The 24,989-nt window shown below is 60.6% G+C and carries 24 protein-coding genes and 1 other RNA gene; 5 read left to right on the top strand and 20 right to left on the bottom strand.

The genetic code is table 11. From position 1 onward, the window contains the following. The first annotated feature begins 212 nt into the window (after window positions 1-212). The gene (locus tag EDF70_RS04900) at window positions 213-1,517 is read left to right on the top strand and encodes an MFS transporter (protein WP_132272181.1); all 1,305 of its coding nucleotides are present in this window, start codon (window positions 213-215) and stop codon (window positions 1,515-1,517) included. A 78-nt stretch (window positions 1,518-1,595) separates the two neighbouring features. Here the strand turns inward: EDF70_RS04900 and EDF70_RS30610 are convergent, their stop codons facing one another. The 15 genes from EDF70_RS30610 to mraZ all read right to left on the bottom strand — a co-directional run bounded on the left by EDF70_RS30610 (window position 1,596) and on the right by mraZ (window position 16,262). Further along, window positions 1,596-1,721, bottom strand: coding sequence for a hypothetical protein (locus tag EDF70_RS30610; protein ID WP_281033528.1), 126 nt, complete (start codon window positions 1,719-1,721; stop codon window positions 1,596-1,598). Continuing rightward, window positions 1,718-1,984 (bottom strand): hypothetical protein, encoded by a 267-nt coding sequence (locus tag EDF70_RS04895; RefSeq protein ID WP_132272180.1) that lies wholly within the window; start codon window positions 1,982-1,984, stop codon window positions 1,718-1,720. The genes EDF70_RS30610 and EDF70_RS04895 overlap by 4 nt, the downstream gene beginning before the upstream one ends. A gap of 25 nt (window positions 1,985-2,009) precedes the next feature. Then, window positions 2,010-2,135, bottom strand: a complete 126-nt coding sequence (locus tag EDF70_RS30605) for a hypothetical protein (protein ID WP_281033527.1) — start codon at window positions 2,133-2,135, stop codon at window positions 2,010-2,012. A 255-nt stretch (window positions 2,136-2,390) separates the two neighbouring features. Continuing rightward, entirely contained in the window at window positions 2,391-3,365 is a 975-nt protein-coding gene (gene murB / locus EDF70_RS04885; protein ID WP_132272179.1) for a UDP-N-acetylmuramate dehydrogenase, read from the bottom strand. Continuing rightward, the gene (gene murC / locus EDF70_RS04880; RefSeq protein ID WP_132272178.1) at window positions 3,362-4,777 is read right to left on the bottom strand and encodes a UDP-N-acetylmuramate--L-alanine ligase; all 1,416 of its coding nucleotides are present in this window, start codon (window positions 4,775-4,777) and stop codon (window positions 3,362-3,364) included. The genes murB and murC overlap by 4 nt, the downstream gene beginning before the upstream one ends. After that, window positions 4,774-5,898, bottom strand: coding sequence for an undecaprenyldiphospho-muramoylpentapeptide beta-N-acetylglucosaminyltransferase (murG, locus tag EDF70_RS04875; RefSeq protein WP_132272177.1), 1,125 nt, complete (start codon window positions 5,896-5,898; stop codon window positions 4,774-4,776). Before murG ends, murC begins: the two co-directional genes overlap by 4 nt. Window positions 5,899-5,908: 10 nt before the next feature. Beyond that, on the bottom strand, window positions 5,909-7,063 hold the full coding sequence (gene ftsW / locus EDF70_RS04870; RefSeq protein ID WP_132272176.1) for a putative lipid II flippase FtsW: 1,155 nt from the start codon (window positions 7,061-7,063) through the stop codon (window positions 5,909-5,911). Further along, window positions 7,063-8,472 (bottom strand): UDP-N-acetylmuramoyl-L-alanine--D-glutamate ligase, encoded by a 1,410-nt coding sequence (murD, locus tag EDF70_RS04865; RefSeq protein WP_132272175.1) that lies wholly within the window; start codon window positions 8,470-8,472, stop codon window positions 7,063-7,065. Before murD ends, ftsW begins: the two co-directional genes overlap by 1 nt. A gap of 7 nt (window positions 8,473-8,479) precedes the next feature. Then, window positions 8,480-9,580, bottom strand: a complete 1,101-nt coding sequence (mraY, locus tag EDF70_RS04860) for a phospho-N-acetylmuramoyl-pentapeptide-transferase (protein WP_132272174.1) — start codon at window positions 9,578-9,580, stop codon at window positions 8,480-8,482. Window positions 9,581-9,605: 25 nt separating this feature from the next. Beyond that, window positions 9,606-11,039, bottom strand: coding sequence for a UDP-N-acetylmuramoylalanyl-D-glutamyl-2,6-diaminopimelate--D-alanyl-D-alanine ligase (locus EDF70_RS04855; protein WP_132272173.1), 1,434 nt, complete (start codon window positions 11,037-11,039; stop codon window positions 9,606-9,608). Continuing rightward, window positions 11,036-12,496 carry a UDP-N-acetylmuramoyl-L-alanyl-D-glutamate--2,6-diaminopimelate ligase gene (locus EDF70_RS04850; RefSeq protein WP_132272172.1) on the bottom strand — a complete coding sequence of 487 codons (1,461 nt, stop codon included), beginning with the start codon at window positions 12,494-12,496 and terminating at the stop codon, window positions 11,036-11,038. The genes EDF70_RS04855 and EDF70_RS04850 overlap by 4 nt, the downstream gene beginning before the upstream one ends. A gap of 67 nt (window positions 12,497-12,563) precedes the next feature. After that, on the bottom strand, window positions 12,564-14,312 hold the full coding sequence (locus EDF70_RS04845; protein ID WP_132272171.1) for a penicillin-binding protein 2: 1,749 nt from the start codon (window positions 14,310-14,312) through the stop codon (window positions 12,564-12,566). Next, window positions 14,312-14,782, bottom strand: a complete 471-nt coding sequence (locus tag EDF70_RS04840; RefSeq protein ID WP_132272170.1) for a hypothetical protein — start codon at window positions 14,780-14,782, stop codon at window positions 14,312-14,314. The genes EDF70_RS04845 and EDF70_RS04840 overlap by 1 nt, the downstream gene beginning before the upstream one ends. Before the next feature lie 2 nt (window positions 14,783-14,784). Next, window positions 14,785-15,810, bottom strand: a complete 1,026-nt coding sequence (rsmH, locus tag EDF70_RS04835; protein WP_132272169.1) for a 16S rRNA (cytosine(1402)-N(4))-methyltransferase RsmH — start codon at window positions 15,808-15,810, stop codon at window positions 14,785-14,787. A 14-nt stretch (window positions 15,811-15,824) separates the two neighbouring features. Continuing rightward, complete coding sequence (gene mraZ, locus EDF70_RS04830) at window positions 15,825-16,262, bottom strand: division/cell wall cluster transcriptional repressor MraZ (RefSeq protein WP_245519040.1); 438 nt, start codon at window positions 16,260-16,262, stop codon at window positions 15,825-15,827. Here mraZ and EDF70_RS29895 point away from each other — a divergent pair. After that, window positions 16,261-16,401 carry a hypothetical protein gene (locus EDF70_RS29895; protein ID WP_165931903.1) on the top strand — a complete coding sequence of 47 codons (141 nt, stop codon included), beginning with the start codon at window positions 16,261-16,263 and terminating at the stop codon, window positions 16,399-16,401. The genes mraZ and EDF70_RS29895 overlap by 2 nt on opposite strands. Before the next feature lie 373 nt (window positions 16,402-16,774). On the opposite strand, the gene rnpB is transcribed toward EDF70_RS29895, so the two are convergent. The 4 genes from rnpB to EDF70_RS04810 all read right to left on the bottom strand — a co-directional run bounded on the left by rnpB (window position 16,775) and on the right by EDF70_RS04810 (window position 20,026). After that, window positions 16,775-17,181: RNase P RNA component class A (rnpB, locus tag EDF70_RS04825), an RNA gene on the bottom strand. 61 nt (window positions 17,182-17,242) lie between these two features. Next, window positions 17,243-18,436, bottom strand: coding sequence for an FAD-dependent oxidoreductase (locus tag EDF70_RS04820; protein ID WP_132272167.1), 1,194 nt, complete (start codon window positions 18,434-18,436; stop codon window positions 17,243-17,245). Between the two features lie 91 nt (window positions 18,437-18,527). After that, complete coding sequence (locus EDF70_RS04815) at window positions 18,528-19,289, bottom strand: N-acetylmuramoyl-L-alanine amidase (RefSeq protein WP_132272166.1); 762 nt, start codon at window positions 19,287-19,289, stop codon at window positions 18,528-18,530. After that, on the bottom strand, window positions 19,286-20,026 hold the full coding sequence (locus EDF70_RS04810; protein WP_153354659.1) for a DnaJ family molecular chaperone: 741 nt from the start codon (window positions 20,024-20,026) through the stop codon (window positions 19,286-19,288). Before EDF70_RS04810 ends, EDF70_RS04815 begins: the two co-directional genes overlap by 4 nt. 326 nt (window positions 20,027-20,352) lie before the next feature. On the opposite strand from EDF70_RS04810, the gene EDF70_RS04805 reads away from it, so the two are divergent. The 3 genes from EDF70_RS04805 to EDF70_RS04795 all read left to right on the top strand — a co-directional run bounded on the left by EDF70_RS04805 (window position 20,353) and on the right by EDF70_RS04795 (window position 23,477). Beyond that, complete coding sequence (locus EDF70_RS04805) at window positions 20,353-21,564, top strand: pyrophosphate--fructose-6-phosphate 1-phosphotransferase (RefSeq protein ID WP_132272165.1); 1,212 nt, start codon at window positions 20,353-20,355, stop codon at window positions 21,562-21,564. A 48-nt stretch (window positions 21,565-21,612) separates the two neighbouring features. Further along, on the top strand, window positions 21,613-22,245 hold the full coding sequence (locus EDF70_RS04800) for a LysE family translocator (RefSeq protein ID WP_132272164.1): 633 nt from the start codon (window positions 21,613-21,615) through the stop codon (window positions 22,243-22,245). Window positions 22,246-22,511: 266 nt separating this feature from the next. Beyond that, a complete protein-coding gene (locus EDF70_RS04795; RefSeq protein WP_207908217.1) occupies window positions 22,512-23,477 on the top strand; it encodes a lytic transglycosylase domain-containing protein in 966 nt (321 codons plus the stop codon). A gap of 52 nt (window positions 23,478-23,529) precedes the next feature. On the opposite strand, the gene EDF70_RS04790 is transcribed toward EDF70_RS04795, so the two are convergent. Further along, window positions 23,530-24,876 (bottom strand): serine hydrolase, encoded by a 1,347-nt coding sequence (locus EDF70_RS04790; protein WP_132272162.1) that lies wholly within the window; start codon window positions 24,874-24,876, stop codon window positions 23,530-23,532. Window positions 24,877-24,989: the final 113 nt, after the last annotated feature.

The following is a 24,989-nucleotide window of genomic DNA, read 5'->3' as shown; positions in this document are numbered from 1 at the left end:
GTTTACTTTCGTTAACCAGAGCCTCCGGGAGGCGTTAACAAACCCGCACGGCGCAACCCCGCGCATGGCAGAAAAGCATCATAGCTTTCGCCCGAGGCTTGATTTTTTGCGCTTTATTGCGGAACGGCCATTTTATTCGATTTAAAATTACGCTATGGCCGCACCAACCCTCCTTAACAAAGGGAGGCGATACACCACTCACGGATATTAAGATGACACAGATGGATACCCCCGTGTCGTCGGCCGCTGAGCCGCTGGAACCTGTTGCAAAGAACTCTCCTGCACAAGTCCTGACGGCCAGCGTGGTCGGCACGACGATCGAATTTTTCGATTTCTACGTTTATGCGACGGCCGCAGTTCTGGTCTTCCCGACGCTGTTTTTCCCAGGCTCCGACCCGACTACGGCCCTTCTCGCATCCTTCGCGACCTTCTCGATCGCCTTTTTTGCGCGGCCACTTGGTGCCGTAGTGTTCGGTCATTACGGCGACCGCATCGGCCGCAAGACCACACTGGTCGCAGCGCTGCTGACCATGGGCGTTTCCACCGTCGTGATCGGCCTTCTGCCGACTTACGAGCAGATCGGCGTTTTCGCGCCGCTGCTTCTGGCGCTATGCCGTTTCGGCCAGGGTTTTGGTCTTGGCGGTGAATGGGGCGGCGCAGTGCTGCTTGCGACAGAAAATGCACCTCCGGGCAAAAAGAGCTGGTACGGCATGTTCCCTCAGCTCGGCGCACCGCTTGGCCTGTTCCTGTCTTCCGGCGTCTTCTGGGTCCTGCTGCACTTCATGTCACAGGATGCACTCCTGAGCTGGGGCTGGCGCGTACCGTTCATCGCCTCGGTCCTGCTCGTCGTCGTCGGCCTCTGGGTGCGTCTGTCCATCACCGAAACGCCGGCCTTCAAGGAGGCCATCGAAAAGCACGAGCGCGTTGACGTTCCCGTTGCGGAATTGTTCCGCAAGCACAAGCGCAGCCTCGTGCTCGGCACGTTCGTGGCGCTGGCAACGTTCGTTCTGTTCTACATCGGCACGGCCTATCTTCTGTCCTACAACGTCAAGGTCCTGAAGATGTCGTTCCTGGATGCGCTGGAAGTGCAGCTTCTCGGCTCGATCGTGTTCGGCATTTTCATCGTCGTCATCGGCAAGCTTGCCGAGCGTTACGGCCGTCGCGAAATGCTGATTGTCACGACTGTGCTGATCGCCGCATTCTCGTTCTTCCTGCCAGCCCTGATGACCAATGGTGAAGGCATGATCTTCCTGTTCGTCATTCTTGCCATGGTACCGATGGGCATGACCTACGGCCTGATCGGCACGGCACTCGCGGCCCCCTTCCCGGCCGCGGTTCGCTATACCGGCTCCTCGATCACCTTCAACATGGCCGGTATTTTCGGCGCCTCGCTTGCGCCCTATATCGCTACCTATCTGCAGGCAAACTACGGCATGGCCTATGTCGGCTACTATCTGCTGGTGGCTGCACTGATCACGCTGGCCTGCATCTTCCTGTCGGGTAAAGACAAAGTCTGATCCTGAGCGGAACGAACTGACGAAAAAGCCCGCGACGCCAATTGGTGTCGCGGGCTTTTCTTTGTTCGACGAAAAGGCTTATTCGCCGGGATGCAGCCGGTTTTTCCGGCGCTCCTGTCGCTTGTCAAAAACAATCCACGCCAAACCGATCACAGCAGTCGCAGCGGGCAGGATGTATAGATAGAAAGCCATCGTGACGGTCATATTCCCAGCTTTCCTAAAAGTTGTCTCGCTATCCAATGTAATATCAATGCAGCCAAAAGCCAAACCGCCGTTGATACGCCGATTTTCAGCGTGAGACTTTCCAAAGAGCTGCTCGATGAGAGAGATGTTATCGGAGCGATGAAACCCGCAACAGCGTAAGCGGTCGATAAGCGATCGAGATTGGCGGCCGCCAGCTTCAGCCGTTCGTTCTGGACAAGAACGCGTCGCCGCTCTTCATTCCTGTCATAACCGGCATCGGACATTGAGCACCCCGCCGATACGATAGCGTTAATCGCCCGAGCGAACTCGCACCTTGCGGCGAGCGCTGCGCTCGTTCAGGAGAACGGCAATCCATCCCGCGCCCGCGATCACGAACGGCAGTATATACAGGAAGAAAAACGTCGGGGCATTCATGATATCAGCCCTCCGAGAGCGCGCCTTGCACTCAAATGTAGTATCAAAGCACCCAAAAGCCAAGCGACAGTGGAAACGGCCGTCGATAGCGAGATGCTGAAAGACATGGCGCCACTCGAAAGTGACACCGCCGGCGCGATGAAACCGGCGGCCACGCAGGCCGTGGACAGCCTGTCCAGTGAATTGGCAAGCAGCTTGGTCCGTTCATTATGCACCAGCGTCATCAACGCCTCCCGAACGGACCAACCGAAGAGATCACTCCGTCGTCACGCCCTGGAAGGCGCGGACTTCGCGGCCGGGCATGAACATGCCGAGGCGCTTGATTTCCCATTCCAGCTTGATGCCGTGTTCTTCGAACACGCGCTGGCGCACCGTTTCGCCGAGATATTCGAGATCGTAACCGGAGGCGTGGCCTATATTGATCATGAAATTGCAATGCAGCGCCGACATCTGCGCGCCGCCATTCATCAGGCCGCGGCAACCGGCTTCATCGATCACCTTCCAGGCAGAATGGCCTTCAGGGTTCTTGAAGGTCGAGCCACCGGTCTTCTCCTTGACCGGCTGCACGGTTTCGCGGTGCAGGCGTACGGCATCCATTTCCGCGCGAATCTTGGCACGGTCGTCGGCGTAACCTTCGAAAATGGCGTGGGTGCAAATCAGGTCGGCAGCCGCCGAGGAATGGCGGTAGCTGTAGCCCATGTCGGCATTGGTCAACACATGCTTGTTGCCCTGACGATCGACTGCATGCACTTCGACAACGCGGTCCTTGGTCTCGGTGCCGTTGGCACCGGCATTCATGCGCAGAGCACCGCCGATCGAACCGGGAATACCGTAATAGAAGGCAAAGCCACCGATACCATTGTCCATGGCCATGGCGGCAACATGCTTGTCCGGGCAAATGGCGCCGGCCTTGATGCGGTTTTCGCCGACCAGTTCGACCTGACCAAACCCCTTGGCGGAGAGACGCAGCACGACGCCGTGAATACCGCCGTCGCGGACCAGCAGGTTGGAGCCGACACCGACGACCGTCAGCGGCACATCCGCCGGCAAAATCTTGAGGAAGGTGGCGAGGTCATCCACGTCATGCGGCTGGAACATCAATTCGGCCAGGCCGCCGGCCTGGAACCAGGTGACCCTGTCCATCGGCGCATCGGGCGTCAGCCGTCCGCGGATTTCCTTGACGCCCTCACCCAGAGACGCCAGCAACTGTTCCCCATTTACCTGCTTCATTGCGAATGCCCCGAAATGCCCTGCAATTCCTTGGGCAGCGATGCCGCCCAGTGAGTGATGTTACCAGCCCCCAAAAGAACCACGAAATCGCCAGGTTTGGCAATGGTGGCGATGATACCGGCCAATGCTTCCGGCGAGGCCATGAAACGGGCATCGCGGTGGCCGCCGGCGCGGATGCGCGATGCCAGCGTTTCGGAATCGGCGCCCTCGATCGGGTCCTCACCAGCTGCATAGACCGGCGCGAGAATAATGCTGTCGGCATCATTAAAGCAGGTGACAAAGTCCTCGAACAGGCTGTTCAGGCGCGAATAACGGTGCGGCTGGTGGACGGCGATGACGCGGCCCGAGCAGCTTTCGCGCGCAGCCTTCAGCACCGCCTTGATCTCGACCGGATGGTGGCCGTAATCGTCGAAGATCGACACGTCGTTCCAGGTGCCGGTCAGCGTGAAGCGGCGCTTTACGCCACCGAAAGCGGCCAACCCCTTGCGGATGTCCTCTTCCGAAATGCCGAGACGATTGGCGACGGCGATCGCGGCCGTGGCGTTGGAAATGTTGTGGCGGCCCGGCATGGGCAGCGTCAGGTCCTTGAACGAGAACACGCGGCCGGTACGGCGACGACGGATTTCCACGTCAAAAATCGCCTTGGTACCTTCCATGCGGACATTCGAGAACCGGGCATCGGCCTGCGGGTTTTCACCATAGGTGACGACCTTGCGGTCTTCGATCTTGCCGACCAAAGCCTGCACTTCCGGATGATCGATGCACATCACGCCAAAACCGTAGAACGGCACGTTTTCCACGAACTGGCGGAAGGCGGCGCGCACGGCGTCGAAATTGCCGTAATGGTCGAGATGTTCCGGATCGATATTGGTGACGACCGCAACGTCTGCCGGCAGTTTCAGGAAGGTGCCGTCCGATTCGTCGGCCTCCACCACCATCCACTCGCCCTCGCCCATGCGGGCATTGGTGCCGTAAGCATTGATGATGCCGCCGTTGATGACGGTAGGATCGAGATTGCCGGCTTCGAGCAGCGTTGCGACCATCGACGTGGTCGTGGTCTTGCCATGCGTGCCGCCGATGGCGATGGCATTGCGAAAACGCATCAGTTCGGCCAGCATCTCGGCACGGCGCACGATCGGCAGCGATTTTTCACGCGCGGCGATCAGCTCCGGATTGGTCTTCTTGATGGCGGTAGACACCACCACGACTTCGGAATCACCGATGTTTTCCGCCTGGTGGCCGACAAAAACCGGGATGCCCTTGTCACGCAGACGCTGCACATTGGCGCTGTCGGACTGGTCGGAGCCCTGCACCTTGTGGCCAAGGTTATGCAGCACTTCGGCAATGCCGCTCATGCCGATGCCGCCGATACCGATGAAATGGACGAGGCCGATGGCCTGCGGCATCTTCATGCCCGAACTCCTTTGAACTGCGCAATCCCTTGAGCCCCGGCAATAGCGATTACCATGTCGGCAAGCAAGGTCGCCGCATGTGGACGGCCGGCCTGCTTGGCTGCTTCAGCCATAGTGGCCAGACGCTCGGGTTCCTTCAACGCTGCCGACAGCTTTTGCGCCAGACGCTCCGGCGAAAGTTCTGCCTGCGGCACCACTTCGGCACCACCGGTCGCAACGAGTGCTGCGGCATTGGCGGCCTGATCGTGATCGAGCGCGTAAGGGTAAGGGACGAGGATTGATGGGCGGCCGATCACCGACACTTCCGAAACCGTGGACGCGCCGGAGCGGCAGACGACAAGATGGGCGGATGCGAGACGTTCGGCCATATCCGGGAAGAAGGCCGAAACATCCGGCGTCATCTTCAGCTTGGCAAAACACGATCCGACCTGACCCTGATCTTCGGGACGCGCCTGCTGGGTCAGCACGATGCGGCTACGCTCGCTTTCCTCCAGAAGGCTCAATGCTGTCGGAACGGCGCGTGAAAAGAACTGCGCGCCCTGGCTGCCGCCGAACACGACGAGGTTGAACGGCTGGCCTTCGAGGCTCGGCTGGTAAGGCGTGTTGGCGGCGGCCAGAACGGCTGGACGCACCGGATTTCCGGTCGTTATCGTCTTGTCGGCATACGCGCCCACACCTTCAGGCAGAAAACCGCCGGCAATCGCCTTGACGCGATTGGCGAGCGCCTTGTTGGCGCGGCCCATCACGGCGTTCTGCTCATGGATCATCGACGGCACGCCGAGGCCTGTGGAGGCCAGAAGCGGCGGAACCGTGGGGTAACCGCCGAAACCGACAACGGCCAGCGGCTTGATGCGCGAGATCAGTTTGCGGGCGGCGCGCAGGCCTGTCCACAGCTTGAACAGCGACTTCGCCACGGAAATCGGGTTCTTCGACCCGATCGTAGCGGACGGTACGACATGGATTTCGTCGGCCGGGAATTTGCCGGCGAAACGTTCAGCGCGGCTGTCGGTCACCAGATGCACGGAATAACCGCGCGCCTTCAACTCGTGCGCCAGTGCTTCGGCCGGAAACAGATGGCCGCCGGTTCCCCCGGCGGCAAGCAGGATAATGCCTTTGGTCATGAAAACCCTTTTACTCTGCCGGCACCGCGGATGTCACGCGGAACAGGCTGCGTTCCTGTGCACGCTTTTCCGGACGGTGGCGGGTGAGCGCCAGAATAAAGCCGGCAGTGACGGCAACCGCGATCATTGACGAACCACCATAGGAGATCAGCGGCAGGGTCATGCCCTTGGCCGGGATGAGTTCCAGATTAACGCTGATATTGATCATCGACTGCACGCCGAGCTGCAGCACGAGGCCTGCAACGGCAAAGCGGTTGAAATCGTTGCGCTCGCGGAAGGCGTGGCCAAGGCCTCTCAGCACGATGAAGGCAAAGATCGACACCAGAACGATGCAGAACAGGATGCCGAACTCTTCGGCCGCAACGGAAAAGATGAAGTCGGTATGGCTGTCGGGGATGATGCGCTTGTAGATGCCTTCACCCGGTCCGAGACCGAACCAGTTGCCGTTGATGATGGCGTCACGGGCGGTATCCACCTGAAACGTGTCGCCCTCGCCCGTCCAGAAACGGTCGATACGACCGGCCACATGCGGCAGCATATAATAGGCGGTCATGACGCCGCCGACACCCAAGCCACCGAGAAGCACAATCCACAGCCACGGCATGCCGGCCATGAAGAACATGCCGCCCCAGACGGCACTGGTGAGAATGGTCTGGCCGATATCCGGCTGGGCAACCAGCAGCGCACCGACGATGCCGAACAGGATGATGGCAAACAGGTTACCGGGGATTTCCGGCTGGCGAGCGTGCTCGGCAAACAGCCAGGCGCAGACGACCACGAAGGCCGGTTTCATGAACTCCGACGGCTGGATCGACAGGCTACCGAAATTGACCCAACGGCGCGCGCCCTTGACCTCGATACCGAAGAACAACGCCAGCACCATCATGGCCAGCGCCACGACCAGCAGGATGATGGCGGTGCGGCGGATCTGCCGCGGGCTGAACAGCGAAAGGCCCACCATCACGATGATCGAGGGCACGAGGAACATCGCGTGACGCTCGACGAAGTGAAAGCTGTTGAGGCCGAGGCGTTCGGCCACCGCCGGCGATGCCGCAAAAGACAGCATGAAGCCGATGCCCATCAACAGGATGAAGGCCGCCAGAAAGAAGCGGTCGATCGTCCAGAACCAGTCCGCAAGCGGACCGCGGTCTACGCGACTTACCATTATGCGTTCTCCTTCTTGACCTCGACCAGCATCGTCACGCCGTCAAGGCTAGCGACCTCGGCAACAAACACGTCACCGCGGACCTCGAAATTCTTGAACTGATCGAAGCTGGCGCAAGCGGGCGACAACATCACGGCGGATGCCACGCTGTCTTCGGCCGCATCGGCTGCCGCATGCGCGACGGCCTGGGCAAGCGTGCCGGAAATCTCGAATTTCACGGCATCACCCAGCGTCGCGGCAAATTGTGGTGCCGCCTCTCCGATCAGATAGGCTTTGACGATACGCGGAAAAAGTGGTGCGAGGCTTGTGATACCACCTTCCTTGGGCAAACCGCCCGCAACCCAGTAGATGCGCTCGTAGCTCGACAGCGCGGGGGCTGCGGCCTCGGCATTGGTCGCCTTCGAGTCGTTGACGAACACGACGTGGTCGCGACGACCAACCGGTTGCATGCGGTGTTTCAGGCCGGGGAAACTTTTCAAACCCGCACGGATGTCTTCGATGGAGACGCCGACCGCGAGGCAGGCGGCAATCGCTGCCGCTGCGTTCTGGGCGTTATGCGCGCCCTTCAGTGTGTCGATGCCTGCCAGATCAGCCACATCGGAAATCTTACCGCGCTCTGCGCCAAGGATACGGCTACCTTCGGCATAAAGCCCTTCGGCGACCGGATTGCGCTTGGAGATACGCTCAACCTTGACGCCGGCACGTTCGACACGATCAGCGATCAGCGCACAAAAACTGTCATCGACACCAATGACGGCGGTTTTGGAACCGGCGACCAGACGCTCCTTGATGTCGGCGTAATGCTGCATCGTGCCGTGACGGTCGAGGTGGTCGGGTGTCAGGTTGAGAAGAATGCCGGCAGATGGGTTTAGCGTCGGCGCCAGATCGATCTGGTAGGACGAGCATTCCACCACGTAATAACGTTCGGCCTTCGGCGGATCGAGCGTCAGGATGGCGGTGCCGATATTGCCGCCGAGCTGGGTATCGCGACCGCTGGATTGCAGGATATGGGCGATCAGCGCCGTCGTGGTCGACTTGCCGTTGGTGCCGGTAATGGCGATCAGCGGGCAATCCGGCGCATGGGCACGGCGTTCGCGGATGAAAAGCTCCACATCGCCGATGACCTCGACACCGGCTGCGCGGGCGAGATCGACCGTCCAGTGCGGTTTCGGATGGGTGAGCGGCACGCCGGGCGACAGCACGAACGCGGAAAGCGAGGGCCAGTCCAGCCCCCGCAGATCCGCCGTCTTGATACCCTCGGCATTCGCCTTGGCAACGCTGTCGGGATTGTCGTCCCATGCGGTGATATCAGCACCACCGGCCACCAGAGCCTTTGCCGTCGCCAATCCCGAGCCACCGAGGCCGAAGAGAGCGACTTTTTTGCCAGAAAACGTGGTGACCGGGATCATGATACAATCAGCGTAGCTTGAGTGTGGAAAGGCCGAGAAGGGCAAGACCGACGGCAATGATCCAGAAGCGGATCACCACCTGGCTTTCGGTCCAGCCGAGCTTTTCGAAATGGTGGTGGATCGGCGCCATCAGGAACACACGTCGGCCGGTGAGCTTGAAGAAACCGACCTGGATGATCACCGACAGCGTTTCCATAACAAACAGGCCGCCGATGATCGCCATGACGATCTCGTGCTTGGTGGCGACGGCAACCGAACCGATCAGGCCGCCAAGCGCCAGCGAACCGGTATCGCCCATGAAGATGGCGGCGGGCGGCGCGTTGAACCACAGGAAGCCGAGGCCGGCGCCGATAACCGCGCCGAGAATGACGGCGAGTTCACCTGTGCCCGGCACAAAATTGATCTGCAGATAGTTGGCGAAAACGGCGTTACCGGCAACGTAGGAGATGATGCCGAACGAGGCGGCCGCGATCATCACCGGCACGATGGCAAGACCATCGAGACCGTCCGTCAGGTTGACGGAATTGCCGGCCGCGACGATGACAAAACCGCCGAACAGCACGAAGAACATGCCGAGATTGACGACAAAATCCTTGAAGAACGGAAAGGCGATCGAAGAACCGAGCGTCGAGCCGCTCTGCCCGGTGGCGAGCGCCATGCGCATCATGAAGAACGTCGCGACACCGGCGATCAGGAACTCGATGCCGAGGCGCGCCTTGCCGGAAAAGCCCTTGTCCGACTGTTTCGTCACCTTGAGGTAATCGTCGTAAAAACCGATGGCACCGAAACCGAGCGTCACCAGCAGCGTCGAAACGACGTAGATGTTGGAGAGGTCGGCCCAGAGCAGCGATCCGCCGAGAATACCGGCAAGTATCATCAGGCCGCCCATGGTCGGCGTGCCGGCTTTCTTGAAATGGGTCTGTGGACCATCGGCGCGGATCGGCTGGCCCCTGCCCTGACGGACACGCAGGGAAGCGATGATGCTCGGCCCGAACATGAAAACGATGAAGGCGGAGGTGAACGCAGCAGCACCCGTCCGGAACGTGATGTACCGGAACAGGTTGAAAAATTGCACGTGGTTCGCCAGTTCGACAAGCCAGATCAGCATGAAGGCCCTTTCTCGGAAGCCGGTATCAGGAATGCGGCTCCGTGTCTGCGAAGGCCGGATAGTTGTCAATAAGAGCGTCGATGATCCTGCGGAAACCAAGGCCCAGCGAGGATTTGACCATCAGCACGTCACCCGGAACGACCGAGCGCACGCTGAAATCCGCGAGTTCCTGAGTCGTCTCGAAATAGGCGACATCAACGCTGTCGGGCAAAGAGTCGCGCAATGCGGCCATTTCGGGGCCGGCGAGCCAGACATGTTCGATACCCGCAGCCAAAAGCGCGCCGGTCAGGTTCTGATGAACTTTCGCGGAATGTTCGCCCATTTCCAGCATGTCGCCAAGCACGGCGATACGCCGGCCGGACAGTTCCGGCTGGTGGGTTGCAAGAAGCGCAATCGCCGCCCGCATCGAGGCCGGGTTGGCGTTGTAGCTTTCGTCGATCAGGGTCAGGTGCCCCTCGCCGATACCGAGCGTGTGGCGTTCGCCGCGACCCTTGACCGGCTTGAGTTCGGCCAGCGCCTGTTTTGCCGCATCCATGTCGGCACCAAACAGCGAAACGACGGCAAGCGCCGCCATCGCATTTTCGGCAATGTGGCGGCCGGGGGCGCCGATGCGCACTTCCGTCGTATCGCCCTGCAGTGTTGCCCAGATCACCGAGCCATCGGCATTGCCCTCGAAATCGGCAAGGCGAAAATCGGCCTTGGCATGCTGGCCAAAGGTCAGCACGTTTTCGACGCCGGCCGCCTGTGCCGCCTGATCGAGCAAACCGTATTGCGGAATATCGCGATTGATCAGCGCCGAACCGCCCGGCAACACGCCTTCGAAAATCTCCGCCTTGGCTTCAGCAATCTCGTCGAGATCGCGGAAATGGCCAAGATGGGCGGCGGCAATGGTGGTGACCACCGCCACATGCGGGCGCACCATGGCGGTGAGCGGACGGATTTCGCCGGGATGGTTCATGCCGATTTCGAAGACGCCAAAATAGGTGTCGATCGGCATGCGGGCGAGCGTCAGAGGTACGCCCCAGTGATTGTTGAACGAGGCGACGGCGGCATGCACCTTGCCGGAAGGGGCAAGCGCGTGGCGCAACATTTCCTTGGTGGTCGTCTTGCCGACCGAACCGGTGACGGCGACGATCTGCGCACGGCTGCGCTTGCGGGCGGCGACGGCGAGCTTGCCGAGCGCTTCCAGCACATCCTCGACGACGATCATCGGCACCGTCAGGCGTCCCATGGCCGGAAGCTTGCCTTCGGCAACGACAATCAGCGCCGCACCATTGGCAACGGCGACGCCTGCGTAATCGTGACCGTCAACGCGGTCACCCTTGATGGCGAAAAAGGCTTCACCTTCGCCAATCGAGCGGCTGTCGATGGAAATGCCGGTAATACCGGCCGGCAGTGCCCCGACCGGGCGGCCATCCATAACGGCCGTCATTTCCTGTGAGGTCCAGAGCAGCGTCACTGTTTCAGTCCCTCCAGCGCCTTGCGCACTTCTGCGTGGTCGGAAAACGGCAGCGTCGTCGAACCGACGGTCTGCCCCTCTTCATGGCCCTTGCCGGCCACGATCAACGTGTCGCCCGCATGCAGCCCGTTCACCGCATGGCGGATGGCTTGCGCACGGTCGGCGATTTCAGTGGCACCGGGAGCAGCCGCCATGATTTCCGAGCGGATCACCTCCGGCTGTTCCGAGCGTGGATTGTCGTCGGTGACGATCACTACATCGGCAAGCCGTGTGGCGATCTCACCCATGATCGGGCGTTTGCCCTTGTCGCGGTCACCGCCGCAGCCGAACACCACGACGACACGGCCGGTGGTGAAGGGACGCACGGAGGACAGCACGTTCTGCAGCGCATCCGGCTTGTGGGCATAATCGACATAGGCCGGCGCGCCATCCGGCGTCTGGCCAACCAATTCCAGGCGACCCGAGGCACCAACCAGCTTTTCGAGTGCCGCCATCGCCTTGTCAGCCGGAACACCGGTGGACATGGCAAGACCGGCAGCGACCAGCGCATTGGAGATCTGGAAATCACCGGCCAGCGGGATGTCGACTTCGAAGATGCGGCCTTCGGCGGTGATTTCGGCTGTCTGCTTGTGACGGAAATGTTCGACGCGCTTCAGCGTCAGGTAATTTCCCTTGCGGCCGACGGTGCGCACATCGAGGCCGGACGCCTTAGCGACCCGGATCGCTTCTTCCGACCACGGATCGTCGGAGAAAATCACGGCCGGTGCGCCTTTTTCCATCAGCGTATCGAACAGGCGCATCTTTGCCGCCATGTAGGATTCGACGGTCGGATGGTAATCCATGTGGTCGCGACCGAGATTGGTGAAACCGGCAGCGGCCAGTTTCACGCCATCGAGACGGCTCTGGTCGAGGCCATGGCTGGACGCCTCCATGGCGGCATGGGTGACGCCCTCGCCAGCAAGTTCCGCCAGCAGCGCATGCAGCGCAATCGGATCGGGCGTGGTCAGCGAACCGTAATCGTTGCGGGTCGGCGAAACGACACCGGTCGTGCCGATCATCGCAGCCGGATGCCCGGCATATGCCCAGATCTGGCGGGTGAAGGAAGCGACGGATGTCTTGCCGGCCGTGCCGGTCACGGCGACCATGGTTTTTGGCTGCGCGCCATAAAACCGGGCGGCGGCAATCGCCAGAAGCCGGCGCGGATTGTCCATCGTCAGGACCGGAATGCCGACATCGGCGGTATGCGCGGCGATCGCAACAACGGCACCGCGCGCGGCTGCATCACCGATAAAGCCCGCGCCATCGGCCTTGGTGCCGGCCATGGCAACGAACAAGGCGCCGGGCACAGCCTTGCGGCTGTCCGACGCGATCGCGGTAACGTCTATATCCCCTGCGGGACCTTTCACAGCTTCGGCAAGCTCGGGAAAATCAGCGCCGATCAGCTCTCTCAGTATCATCTCTGCCCTCTCCTTCCGGGGGCCGGATCAAACCGGCCCGCGAATCGTCGTGCTCATTCATTATGGCCTAATAGGACACGAGCAAGGCGGAGCCATTTTCACCAAACGAAGGTTGTACACCGAGAATAGGTGCAGACCGCGCGATGATCTCCTTGACCATAGGTGCAGCGGAGGTCGCAGCCAGCGCCGCGCCATTGCCCTTCTCTGTTTTCGGCTCGTCGGAGAAGCTCAACACGACGTAACGCGGATTGCTCATCGGGAAGGCCGCAAGGAAGGCGTTAAAATTCTTGTCGTGGGCGTAACGGCCGTTGACGACCTTGTCGGCCGTGCCGGTCTTGCCGCCAACGTCAAAACCTTCGACGCGCGCATTACGGCCGGAGCCCTTCGAACCGTTCCATTCGAACAGATAACGCATGTCCTTGCTGCTCGAAGGGTTCATCACCTGCGTTGCGAATTCGGTTGCCTGCTCTTCGGTGCGCGGCAGGAATGTCGGCGGATGCAGAACACCGCCGTTCACCAATGCCGCACCGGCCACCGCCGTCTGCAAAGGTGTGGTCGAAACGCCGTGGCCGAAGGAGATGGTGACCTGGTTGATCTTCTTCCATTCACGCGGCGCGCTCGGCGTGGCGATTTCCGGCAGTTCCGTCTTCATGCGGGTAAGAAGCCCGAGCTTGGTCAGGAATGCCTTGTGATCCGGAATGCCGACGGCATCTGCGATCTTGGCGGTGCCGATGTTCGACGAATACTGAAAGACTTCCGGCACGCTGAGGAAACGGCCCTTGCCGTGGAAATCCTTGACCGTGTAGCCACCCATGCGGATCGGGAAACGCGCATCGATGCTGTCGTTCAACGTGATCTTTTTTTCGTCAAGGCCCATGGCGATGGTGAAGGACTTGAAGGTGGAGCCCATTTCGAACGTGCTGTTCGTCATGCGGTTCATCCAGCCTTCCGGGCCATTGGCATTCGGATCGTTCGGATCGAAATCCGGTGCCGACGCCATGCCGAGGATTTCGCCGGTATGAACGTCGAGAACCACGGCGCCACCGCCGATCGACTTGTATTTGTCGATGGAACTGGCAACCACATCGCGAACGATCGCCTGAACGCGAACGTCGATCGACAGCTTGACCGGCTCCAGCGGCTGGTTCGAGGTCATACCGACGGCAGCAAGATCGGCGAGACCCTGGCTGTCGATATAACGTTCCATGCCGGAAACGCCGCGGTTGTCGATATTGACGTAACCGACGATATGGGCGGCGGTCGCACCGCCGGGATAGAAGCGACGTTTTTCCGGGCGAAAGCCGATACCGGGAATGCCGAGTGCCAGGATCTGGCTCTGCTGCTTTGGCGTCAGCTGCCGCTTCAGCCACTGAAAACGGCTCTTGGACGATAGCTTTGCGTAAGTACCCTTGATGTCGAGATCATGCAGCACCGTCGACAGCTTTTCGATGACCTCGTCGGCATCGACGATCTTGTGCGGCTCGGCAAACAGCGAAACGGTGCGGATGTCGGTGGCCAGAAGCGCACCGTTGCGATCGACGATATCCGGACGCGAAGCCATCAGCCGGTCGGCCGGCGGAATGCTCGATGTCGTCTGCGGCTCGCTCATCGCATAATAGACCATGCGGCCGCCGATCACGCAGTAAAGCGCGGTGAAACCGAAAATCACCAGACCGACGCGGTTACGGGCCTGCTGCGCCTTACGCTTGCGCGTTCCCTCGATATTGGCACCGGACTTGCGCGGAGAAGCTCCACGCGCCCCGGTGGAGAAATGCCCCCTGCTCTTCAGCACCATGATCCGGGATAGAAAAGACATCAGCGATTTACCGATCCGGTTGAAATTGAGTCCACGCGTACAGACCCACGTGCTACCGGAACGGGGATGCGCGAAGCTGGAGCCGACGCTTTGGCCGCGGCAACGCCGCGGATCGCCTTGGAGACTTCGTCATCTGCACCGGCGATCAGCTGCTCGATCGAGGTTTCGGGCTGCGGCAGCTGCGACTTCAGCATCGGCAGCTCGTTGGGCTGGGCGAGCTGGGTCGGATCGGTGGCCGCAAGCTGCAGTTCCTGATGATAGGCGCCGATCAGGTGCTGCAGGCGGTTGGGCTGGGTCTGCAAGGCCCAGTCGGCTTTCAGAAGATCGATCGTGTCGCGCTCGAGACGGATTTCCGTCTGCAGCCGGTGAACCTCTTCCAGCTTCAGCTCGGCACGATGCTTGATCGTGTAGGTGACGACGGCGGTTGCCGTCATGACGCCGATGAGAACGAGATCAAAACTTCTGAGCATGGTTACGCTCCCAACGTTGAAAGGCTGGCGAGATCAGGCAGATCGAAGATCGACATGTTGAAAGAGCCGTGCGCAGCCGCGGTACGCAAGCCCGCACGCAATTTTGCCGAACGAGCGCGCGGATTGATCTCGGCTTCCTCTTCGGTGGCGCCGATCATCGACTTGCCGATGGTTTCGAAAACGACCGGACGCTCCTCGACCAGCGGCATGTGGCGCGAACCTGTCGCCTTGCCCGAACGATCGGCGAAGAACTTCTTGACGATGCGGTCTTCGAGCGAATGGAAGCTGACGATGACCAGACGACCACCGGGCTTCAGAGCGCGCTCGGCGGCAAACAGCGCCTGCGCCAGTTCGCCGAGCTCATCGTTGACGAAGATGCGCAGCGCCTGAAAGACGCGGGTGGCCGGATGGATCTTGTCCTTGGCGCGGCGCGGATTGACCGTTTCGATCAGATTGGCGAGATCGCGCGTGGTGGTGAACAATTCCTGCGCCCGGCGCTTTTCAATGGCGCGGGCGATGCGGCCGGCATGGTTTTCCTCGCCGAGGAAACCAAAAATGCGGGTAAGATCGCCGACCTTGGCGCGATTGACGACATCGGCGGCGGAAACACCGCTGGCCGACATGCGCATGTCGAGCGGGCCATTGCGCTGGAAAGAGAAGCCGCGCTCGGCCTCATCGATCTGCATGGACGACACGCCGATATCGAGCACGACGCCATCGAGACCGCCGTCCGGCGTATAGGCATCGAGACCAGAAAATTGCGAATGAAAAAGTGACAACCGTCCGCCGCTTGCCTCGACCAGCGACTGACCTGCGGCAATCGCCGTCGGGTCGCGATCGAGCGCGATGACGTTGGCGCCGGCATCGAGAATGGCCGAGGTATAACCGCCTGCGCCAAACGTGCCATCGAGAATGACGTCGCCGGCCTTCGGCTGCAGCGAGGTCAGAACCTCGCGGAGAAGAACCGGGATGTGGCGAACCGATCCGCCATCGGCTTCAGGTGTCCCGTCGCCAAGATTCGCCGCCATCCCGTTTCCTCGTCCTATTGAGGGCGCGACATACTCAAGCGCCCTTCCCTTGCTGCCGCCTGCGCCTCGTGAAACGCCTGCGGCTGCCAAAGCTGAAAGTGATCCGAGCGCCCGACAAACGTCACGTCCGTACCGATGCCCGTAAAGTCCCGGATGAAATCCGTGACCATCAGCCGGCCTTCCGCGTCGAGCCTCATGAAAACGCCGCCACCGTGAACCAGCAGCGACATCCTGTTCGCTTCCGGCGAGAACGGATCGGCTGTCGCGATCTGCCGCTCGTAACGTTCGAGCAGATCCGGACCGCCGACGCTGATCGCCGGAAAGACGAGGTCCTGGAGACAATAAAGCTCCTGAACACCCCTCTGCGCCAACACGGCACGGAACAGCGCAGGGACGGAAACACGCCCCTTCGCATCGATCCGATTCGTCGCATTGGACAGGAAGCGGTTCATGACACCAAACATCCACTTCCGAAACCCGCCGGACCAAAAACATACCGGCAAACATGCCGCGCAAGGACACGAAGCGGACAACCGGGCGGACGACATGCCACCCAGCCTTCCGTTTCCGGAAAGAGCCGAAACTGTCTGATTGAGAGGCCTTTAGCAGCCCTTGCGCAGTGCAGTTTTGGGATAACATGGGACCATATGGGCGTCAATGGGAAGCATCCGCCAATCCGGAATGCCACATCGTTTATTCATAACCCGTTAAGTTTAACAAAGAGTTAGCGAACCATGCCCGCAGATTGCATGCGCAGACAGCCCGAAGTCAGCCAAGCGCAGGGGCTAAGCTGTTGGGCGATCGAAAAGATTAGAAAATGGGCGGATAAAAAAGCGCCACACAGGCACAATCTGGACGCGCAAATCCATGCGAGCAACTCTACGCCAGGACGTGAATCAGCCACACAGACCAAAGCCGCCCATGGCAGGACAAGGGCGTCGCATGGATCGCCAATGAGGGGAAAAATACCAGTTGGCCTGTAAGCCGGGTTCTGTATGGCCCCGGTGCAAGCACCGGAACGTGGCAGCCATTCATCTGGGACGCCGTTTGCACGTCGCCTCTCGCAACCCACCCGGATGACTGGCCCGAAAACCGGCTGTAGCCCCGCCTTGCGACAGGACCCGCGTCATCCCTATTCGGTTTTGCTCCCGGTGGGGTTTACCATGCCGCCGCTGTTACCAGAAGCGCGGTGGGCTCTTACCCCACCCTTTCACCCTTACCCGGTCGGAACCGGGCGGTATCCTCTCTGTGGCACTTTCCCTGGGGTCGCCCCCGCCGGACGTTATCCGGCACCGTGTTTCCGTGGAGCCCGGACTTTCCTCACCTTACCGTCTTTCGACATTGGTAAAGCGCGGCTGCCCGGCCAACTGGTCCGCGCTCCTTAGACGAGACCAAACACAATTGCCACAGCGAAAACGCCGAACGCAGCCTATCAGACGAAATGCGCGGGAAAACCGCCGGCCGCTGCGTAAGCCTCATCCTCGATGCGGCCACGCAAAAGCAGTTCCGCCCCCAGCCTGCCGATCTCGTCCGAACTTTTGGCCGCAGCACCACAGCCGCCGGTCAGCACGCCAATGCGCGCCGAGGTCATGGCGATGGCTGGATAGTCCGTGGGCGTGAACGAGGTGACGCAGGCGGCCATGGAATTGCGCGACAGATCGACATCCGGTACCAGCTTTCCGACCACCGCACTCAGGTGCTGGTTGGTGCTTTCGCGCCCACCGGAGCGGAACCATGCGCGGATCTCCGGCTCGGTCTTCAGTTCCACATCGTCGGGATCGCCGCCGATCTTGAGGTAGAGCTTGCCATCGGGATAACGCACAGGCGGCAGCATGTAGATGCCGTCGTCTTCCTCGGTCCACTTCCAGATCAGCGACGGCATCTTGCCGAACACTTCCATCTGCTTCTCATCGATCTCGAAGAAGGAGACGGTGCGGGCATAAACCTTCAGATCGAGCCGGGCACCGAGCAGCTTTTCGGCGATGGAAAAGCCGCCGGCCGCGACAAGCAATTTTTCCGCCGAATAGGTCCGTCCCTCAGCGGTGGCGACGGTCACAAGACCGCCCTCCTCCCGCGTCGAAACCACGGTCTCGCGGATCACCGTTGCCCCCTGCCGCTCGGCCAGAACCGTCTGCGCCTTCACCAGCCGGCGCGGATTGATATGGCCGGCATTTTTCTCTTCAAAAACGCCGTCGCTATCCTGCGGGAACGAGAAATATGGAAAGTATTCACCGAGACGGCTATCGCCCATGTTTTCCGTGGCGACGCCAAGCTGCGCCGCAGCCTTCTCGACGCGCCCGACATAGGTGGCATCGCCATTGCGCTGGGGGCCGACCACGAGGCACCCGACTTCGGAGTAAAAGTCCACGCCGCTTTTCCTGGCGATCTCGCCGTAGCGGGCGATGGAGCGATTGGCCAGACGCGCCCAGACGGCATTCTGATCGATGGTGCGGGTGATGCGGGCATCGTCGTAATGGCTGGCGAACACGCCCTCATGGCTGGCAGTATTTGCCGGCTCCGCAGGGCCGATGACGGCGACGCCATCCGTCCATTTCGAAAGATGCCGCGCGGCGGCGGCGCCCATCATGCCGCAACCGATGATGATATATTTGAAATGCCCGTCCATGAGATGCCTGCGTTCCCGTGATTATCGATCATGCGCAGACAGTTGTAGCCGTTTGCGGAATCAATTCCAGAGCAAGAAATGGCAGTTTTGGTCAGGCGTAATGCGGCAGCGAGGTCAAAAGCCGGTGCAGCGTATCGATGGTCGACATGTCGGCAATGCCATCCACGCGCTCGGTGCGGAAATGCCGCTGGAATGCCTCGACCACACCCTGTGTGTGCTCACAGAACTCGCCGGTGATTTCGATGCCGTAACCATAAAGCGCCAGCATGGACTGCAGCGCCTCGACCGGCTGGCCGCTATCTCCGCGCTGAAAAAATCGCCCACCGGAAATCGGCGTCGGTTCGACCCAATGGCCGATACCCGCCTGATGCAGCCTGCCCCACGGAAAATTCTCGCCCGGATCGACCTTGCGGATCGGCGCCACATCGGAATGGCCGAGAATACGCTGCGGCGCAATCGACCAACGTTTGGCGATATCGCGACAGAGCCCGATCACCGATTCGATCTGCGCGCCGGGAAACGGCGGCAGGCCACCGGGATGGCCGACATTGGCGATCTCGATGCCAATCGAACGGGAATTGGTATCGGCCTCGCCTTCCCACACACTCTTGCCCGCATGCCAGGCACGCTGGCCTTCCGGCACGAGCTGGAAGACCGTGCCGTTTTCGCGGACAAAGTAATGGCTGGAAACCTGGCTTTCCGGATTGCACAGCCAGGACAGAGCCTGATCCTCGCCGCCCATGCCGGTGTAATGCAGGAGAATCATATCCGGCTGGCGACCATCGGCACGCTCGCCATGGTTCGGCGACGGCATCAGCGATGCGCCGAGATATTCGGACTTGATCGCGCTCATGCTGCGCGGCGTTCCTTCTCGATTTCCGAATAGGCGGCGTTGAGGGCTGCCATACGCTCGGTCGCGGCCGCATGCAGTGCTGCCGGCACGCCGCGGGCATGCAGCTTGTCCGGGTGATGCTCGATCACCAGACTGCGGTAACGCTTGCGGATGGTGGCAAAATCGTCTTCCGGCGAAACGCCGAGAACCAGATAGGGATCACGGCCTTCCAGCTCGACATGACGCGCCATGATTCGGCGAAAGTGGTTTTCGTCGATTCGAAAAATTTCGGCGATGCGTGCGAGGAAGGACAGTTCCTTCTCATGCAGCAACCCGTCTGCCTTTGCGATATGGAAAAGGCCATCAACGACGTTTTCCAGCATCGGGCAATTGTGCGCACCGGTGCCGCAGAGATTGGCGAGCTTCGAGGCATAGGCCTCGTAACCGGCCACATCCTGACGCGCGAGATTATAAAGCCGCGCGACGTTCTGGGCTTCTTCCGGCGGGAAATCAAAAATCTGGCGGAAGGCGGTGACTTCCTTTTCGTTCACATTGCCATCGGCCTTGGCCATCTTGGCCGACAGCGCGATAATGGCAACCGAGAACGACACCTGACGCCGGGTTTCCGGATCGCCTTCGAACACGGTGCGAATAGCCTCGACCACGCGCCCGAGCGCGCTTCCTGCTGCGTCGCCAATGGCGCCGAGCAATTTTTCCCAGAGCGAGGAAATGTGGAGGCAGGCAAAATCCGTGATCATCGCGCTACATGACCAGTTTTTGCCGATTTTTGCAAGATGACCTGCAGGGCGGCAAAACGGCCCCGGCAATCACTTTAATGAGATGACCATCGCCTCCGGCAGATATAACTCCGCAGCAAACGGCACCTTTGACGACTTCGGCCTATGTCGCGGGTAACGTTACGGAAAGCCGCGCCGCATTTGAACCGATTGAATATTGGAAACGCCGTTATCGCACTGCGAAATAAAGGATTTCCTTGAGAAACCGGCTTTACAGCACCGTCGCCGTGTCGCATCCATCGACTATATTCCGGCGAGAGGAGCGCTTGAAGCGCGGAGGAGATTTTATGGCCAGACAAAAAGTAGCGATGCTGACAGCGGGTGGCCTTGCGCCCTGCCTTTCCTCGGCAGTCGGCGGATTGATCGAGCGTTACAGCGATGTCGCGCCGGAACTCGAGCTTATCGCCTACAGGTCGGGCTATCAGGGCGTGCTGCTGGGCGATTCGATCGAAATCACACCTCAGATGCGCGAAAAGGCGCCTCTTCTGCATCGTTATGGCGGCTCGCCGATCGGCAACAGCCGCGTCAAGCTGACCAATGCGGCCGACTGCGTGAAGCGCGGCCTCGTCAAGGAAGGCGAAAATCCGCTGAAAGTGGCGGCCGAACGGCTGGCATCCGATGGCGTGACCATCCTGCACACGATCGGCGGCGACGACACCAATACGACGGCGGCCGATCTCGCCGCCTATCTCGGCCAGAACGGTTATGACCTCACCGTCGTCGGTCTGCCAAAAACCGTCGACAACGATGTCGTTCCGATCCGCCAGTCGCTTGGCGCCTGGACGGCCGCCGAAGTCGGCGCGCAGTTTTTCGACAATGTCTCCAACGAACAGAGCGCCGCGCCGCGCACGCTGATCATCCATGAGGTAATGGGCCGGCATTGTGGCTGGCTGACCGCCGCCACCGCCCGCGCCTATATGCAGAAATCCAAAGCCAACGAATATGTCGAAGGCTTCATGATGGACGAGCAGCTGAAGAAGATCGACGGCATCTATCTGCCGGAAATGCGTTTTGACCGCGATGCCGAGGCGACCCGCCTGAAAGACGTGATGGACCGCTACGGTTACGTCACCCTGTTCATCTCCGAGGGCGCCTGCATGGATGTCATCGTCAAGGAATTCGAAGCCTCGGGCGAGAACATCAAGCGTGACGCCTTTGGCCATGTAAAACTCGACACCATCAATGTCGGCGGCTGGTTCCAGAAACAGTTCGCGTCACTGCTTGGCGCGGAACGCTCGCTGGTGCAGAAATCCGGCTACTTCGCCCGCTCGGCTCCCGCCAATGGCGATGACCTGCGTCTGATCCAGGGCATGGTCGATCTGGCTGTGGAAAGTGCGCTGAATGGCACCTCCGGCGTCACCGGACACGACGAAGATCAGAATGGGAAATTGCGCACGATCGAATTCCCGCGTATCAAGGGAGGCAAGCATTTCGATCTGTCGACCCCGTGGTTCGGCGATGTCATGACGGCGGTCGGCCAGAGTTTTGAAAAGGCCTGATTTTTAGCGGCAGCGGCCCGAAAGAGGAAGGGCCGGAGGAGAATTGGAATGTCCACCGATACAATGATAGTCTTCGCGGCGGCGTCGTTGTTTCTCGTCATTCTGCCCGGCCCGCTTGCTGACCTGACGGCTCGTTACACTTTATCACGCGGGAGGCTTACTGGCCTCCTGACCGTGCCGGCCATTGCGCTCGGCCTCGTTGCCGCCATGACGGTGGCGAGCATGCCGGTTGTCGCGATCGCCCGTTATCTTCCGCATCTGTTCGAACTCGTATCATGGATCGGCCTCACCTATCTGATGCTGCATGTCCTGTGGACGGTGCAGCATCCGGCCCGCGGTTATCTTGCCCACAATGACAACCTGCCCGAACGCCAGCCGGTGCGCATCTTTCTGCACATATTTCGCCTTGCAGCGCTGAAACCACGCTCCATTCTCGCCTTTATCGCGCTTTTGCCGCAGGCCTTTGATCCGCATGGCTCTCTGTCGTTGCAACTGGTTGAAATGGATGGCGTTTTCATCGGCGCAGCGCTGGCCGGCGGGGTCTTGAATGTGGCCTTGGCGGGCCGTCGCCTGAAGCGTCTGGAAAAACTGCGCTCCAAAAATCCAGCCTCGCGCAAGCATCGTACGCGATTCATATCCCGTCGTGCGGTCACGGCCGGTTACCGGCGGATCGCCGCCTGAGCAAGCAGATATGTTCGCAAACCGATAGTAGAACCCGTAAAATGCCCAGGCGTTTTGCTTGATAAACAGATACTTACGGAGCAACGGCGCAGTCCACTTGCCCGAATGCTACTGATCGGTTAATGGACGTAATGATCCGTTAGGATTCTTGAGCGGGCTGGGACAACCGATTTCATGAGAGCGACCCGATGGCTATAATCCGATTTGGCGGCTGCAAGACGGCCCTGGCTTTTGCTGTATCGTCCGCTCTTGCAGGTTGTTCGAGCATGGATCAGGCATCCGGGCCGAACCTCAAGACCAGCCAGACGGCAGCCCTGACGCCGACAGCCACGGATCCCAACGCACCGCAGACGGCAGACATGGCGGATGCCAGCGCCCCGGTTCTCGAAAAGACCGGCCGCATCCACATCGCTTCCCTGCCGACCAGCATCAGTGCTACTGAAATTCAGACCGCGGCACTTGCTTCGCCGGAACCGGCACCGCAGCCCGTGCCGCTTGCCATCGCGCCAGTTGCAGACGCCACCAATGCCGCGCAGGCCATCGCCAGTGCCGCCCCGGTTGCGGGCTCCGCACCCGTTGCCACGACCAGCACCGCTCTGGTCTCCGCGACACCCGCAGCCCATACGCTATCGACAAAATCCGGCCGCATCGTGCAGCCACAGATGACCGGCGGCCCGGTCGCCAACGAAACCGTGGCAACGGCAGAACTGCCAATCACCGCCGAAATGGTTGCCGTGCAATCGGTCGTGCCGACGCCAAAACCCAATTCGCCGAACATGATGCTGGCCTATGCCGGTCCATCCAACGCCGTGTCCGGCATGATGAATGCGGGCTTCTTCCCGCCGGCGCCGGGCGCGCCGATTCCGGAAACCGCCGATGCCAGCAATCCGCAGCTCAACAAGCTGATCACCCGCTATGCCGGCCTCTACGGCGTGCCGGAATCGCTGGTGCACCGCGTCGTGCATCGCGAAAGCCGCTACGACCCGAAAGCCTATCACAAGAACGGCTATTGGGGTCTGATGCAGATCACATATCCGACCGCCAAGTCGATGGGTTATGACGGCCCGGCCAAGGGCCTGCTCGATGCAGAGACCAACCTGAAATACGCGATCAAATACCTGCGCGGCGCCTGGCTGGTGGCCGGCAACAAGAGCGACGACGCCATCAAGCTTTATGCCCGCGGTTATTATTACGACGCCAAGCGCAAGGACATGCTGCACGTCCTCAAGTGAGGATGGGCCGGCGTGACGATGGAATTTTGATGACCCGCGCTTGCGGGTCTTTCTATTTTACCGCCTTAGCCGCTGCCGCAATCAGTTCCAGCACGTTGTAACCGCCGCCCAATGGCGTCAGCCCCATGCGCAGCACCACCAATCCCAGCGACGGCACCACCGCCACAGTCTGCCCGTCATGGCCGCTCAGCATGAACATGTCACCCGGCAGGCCTTCGGCATCGCGGCCGTAGAGTTTCAGCCAGGTCTGCATCTGCGAATAGCGGCCGCCCGATTGCGCCGAGGCCTTGCCCATCATCGCCACCGTGCCTTCCGGCAGAAGGCGCTCGCCTTTCCACATGCCGTCGGCCGCCAGAAACATGCCGAACCGGGTCCAGTCGCGCGCCGTGGCGTAGATGTAGGAACTGCCGGCATAGGTGCCGTTCGCATCCGTCTCGAACACCGCGCTTTGCATGCCAAGCGGCGCGAACAAAGATTGGCGCGGATAGACTAGCGCTCGGTCTTGATCGCCGATCCGCTCCATCCAGATTTTCGACAGCAGAACCGAGGTCCCTGACGAATAGGAAAATTTTGTACCCGGCGCGGCTTCCAGCGGCGTATCGATGGCGAATTCCGCCATGTCCTGTTCGAGGAACAGCATGCGCGTGACATCCGCCACCGTGCCGTAATTCTCGTTGAAACCAAGGCCGCTCTCCATCGCAAGCAGTTGCGCCAGCGTGATCTCGCCGCGCTCGTCACTCGCCCATTGCGCAAACAGATTGCGGTCGGTGTAGGCAAGTTTGCCCTCGCCCACCAGTCTGGCGATCAGCGCGGCGTTGATGGTTTTTGCCATCGACCAGCCGATCAGCGGCGTCTTTTCCGAAAATCCTTCGGCGTAACGCTCACCAAGGATGCGACCGTTCTGCGCCACGATAACGGCACGCATGCCGGGGCCGGTCAGCGCAGCGTTTTCCAGAAGCGGCGTGATCCGCTGATCCGACTCGATCTTGGTTCCGTCCGGAAACAGAACGTCGGCCGCACCTGATTCGGGGCCGACGATCGGCGGGCTCTGGTTCCGCTGGCCCTTGGCGGAAAGATCCTGCGTCACCGCGCATCCAAGATCATCGCGATAGATGGCGACGGACGGCGCGATGAAACCAAAAATCGCGGCACTCACCTTTGCCGACTGTTCATCGACACTCACCTGCATCAGCCGCAGCAGCGGATGCCCCGGCGCCTGCACATCGACGGCCAGCACCTCCTGCGCATCGCGATTTGCCAGAAAAACGTTGGAACACACGATCTTGGCGGCATAACCGCTGCCCACCCGCAACAGTTCGGGCGGCATGGTGACGAGCCAGATGAGGCAGGCCGCCAGCAGCGCGAGAATGGTGACGGCGACGATTTTGACGATGCGCATGGCAGGCTCCGGTTGCGGCCGCATGCAATCAGGAAAGTCTCGCCATGGAAAGAGCGGAGGCCGTCACGTTCGTCACAATGCACGTCATCAAACTGTAGCAGCGAGGGACTAGA

It is taken from the genome of Neorhizobium sp. JUb45 (assembly GCF_004343585.1).
Lineage (GTDB): Bacteria > Pseudomonadota > Alphaproteobacteria > Rhizobiales > Rhizobiaceae > Neorhizobium.
Note: the sequence above shows the minus strand (reverse complement) of the source record. Positions and strands in the feature narration are given on the sequence as shown.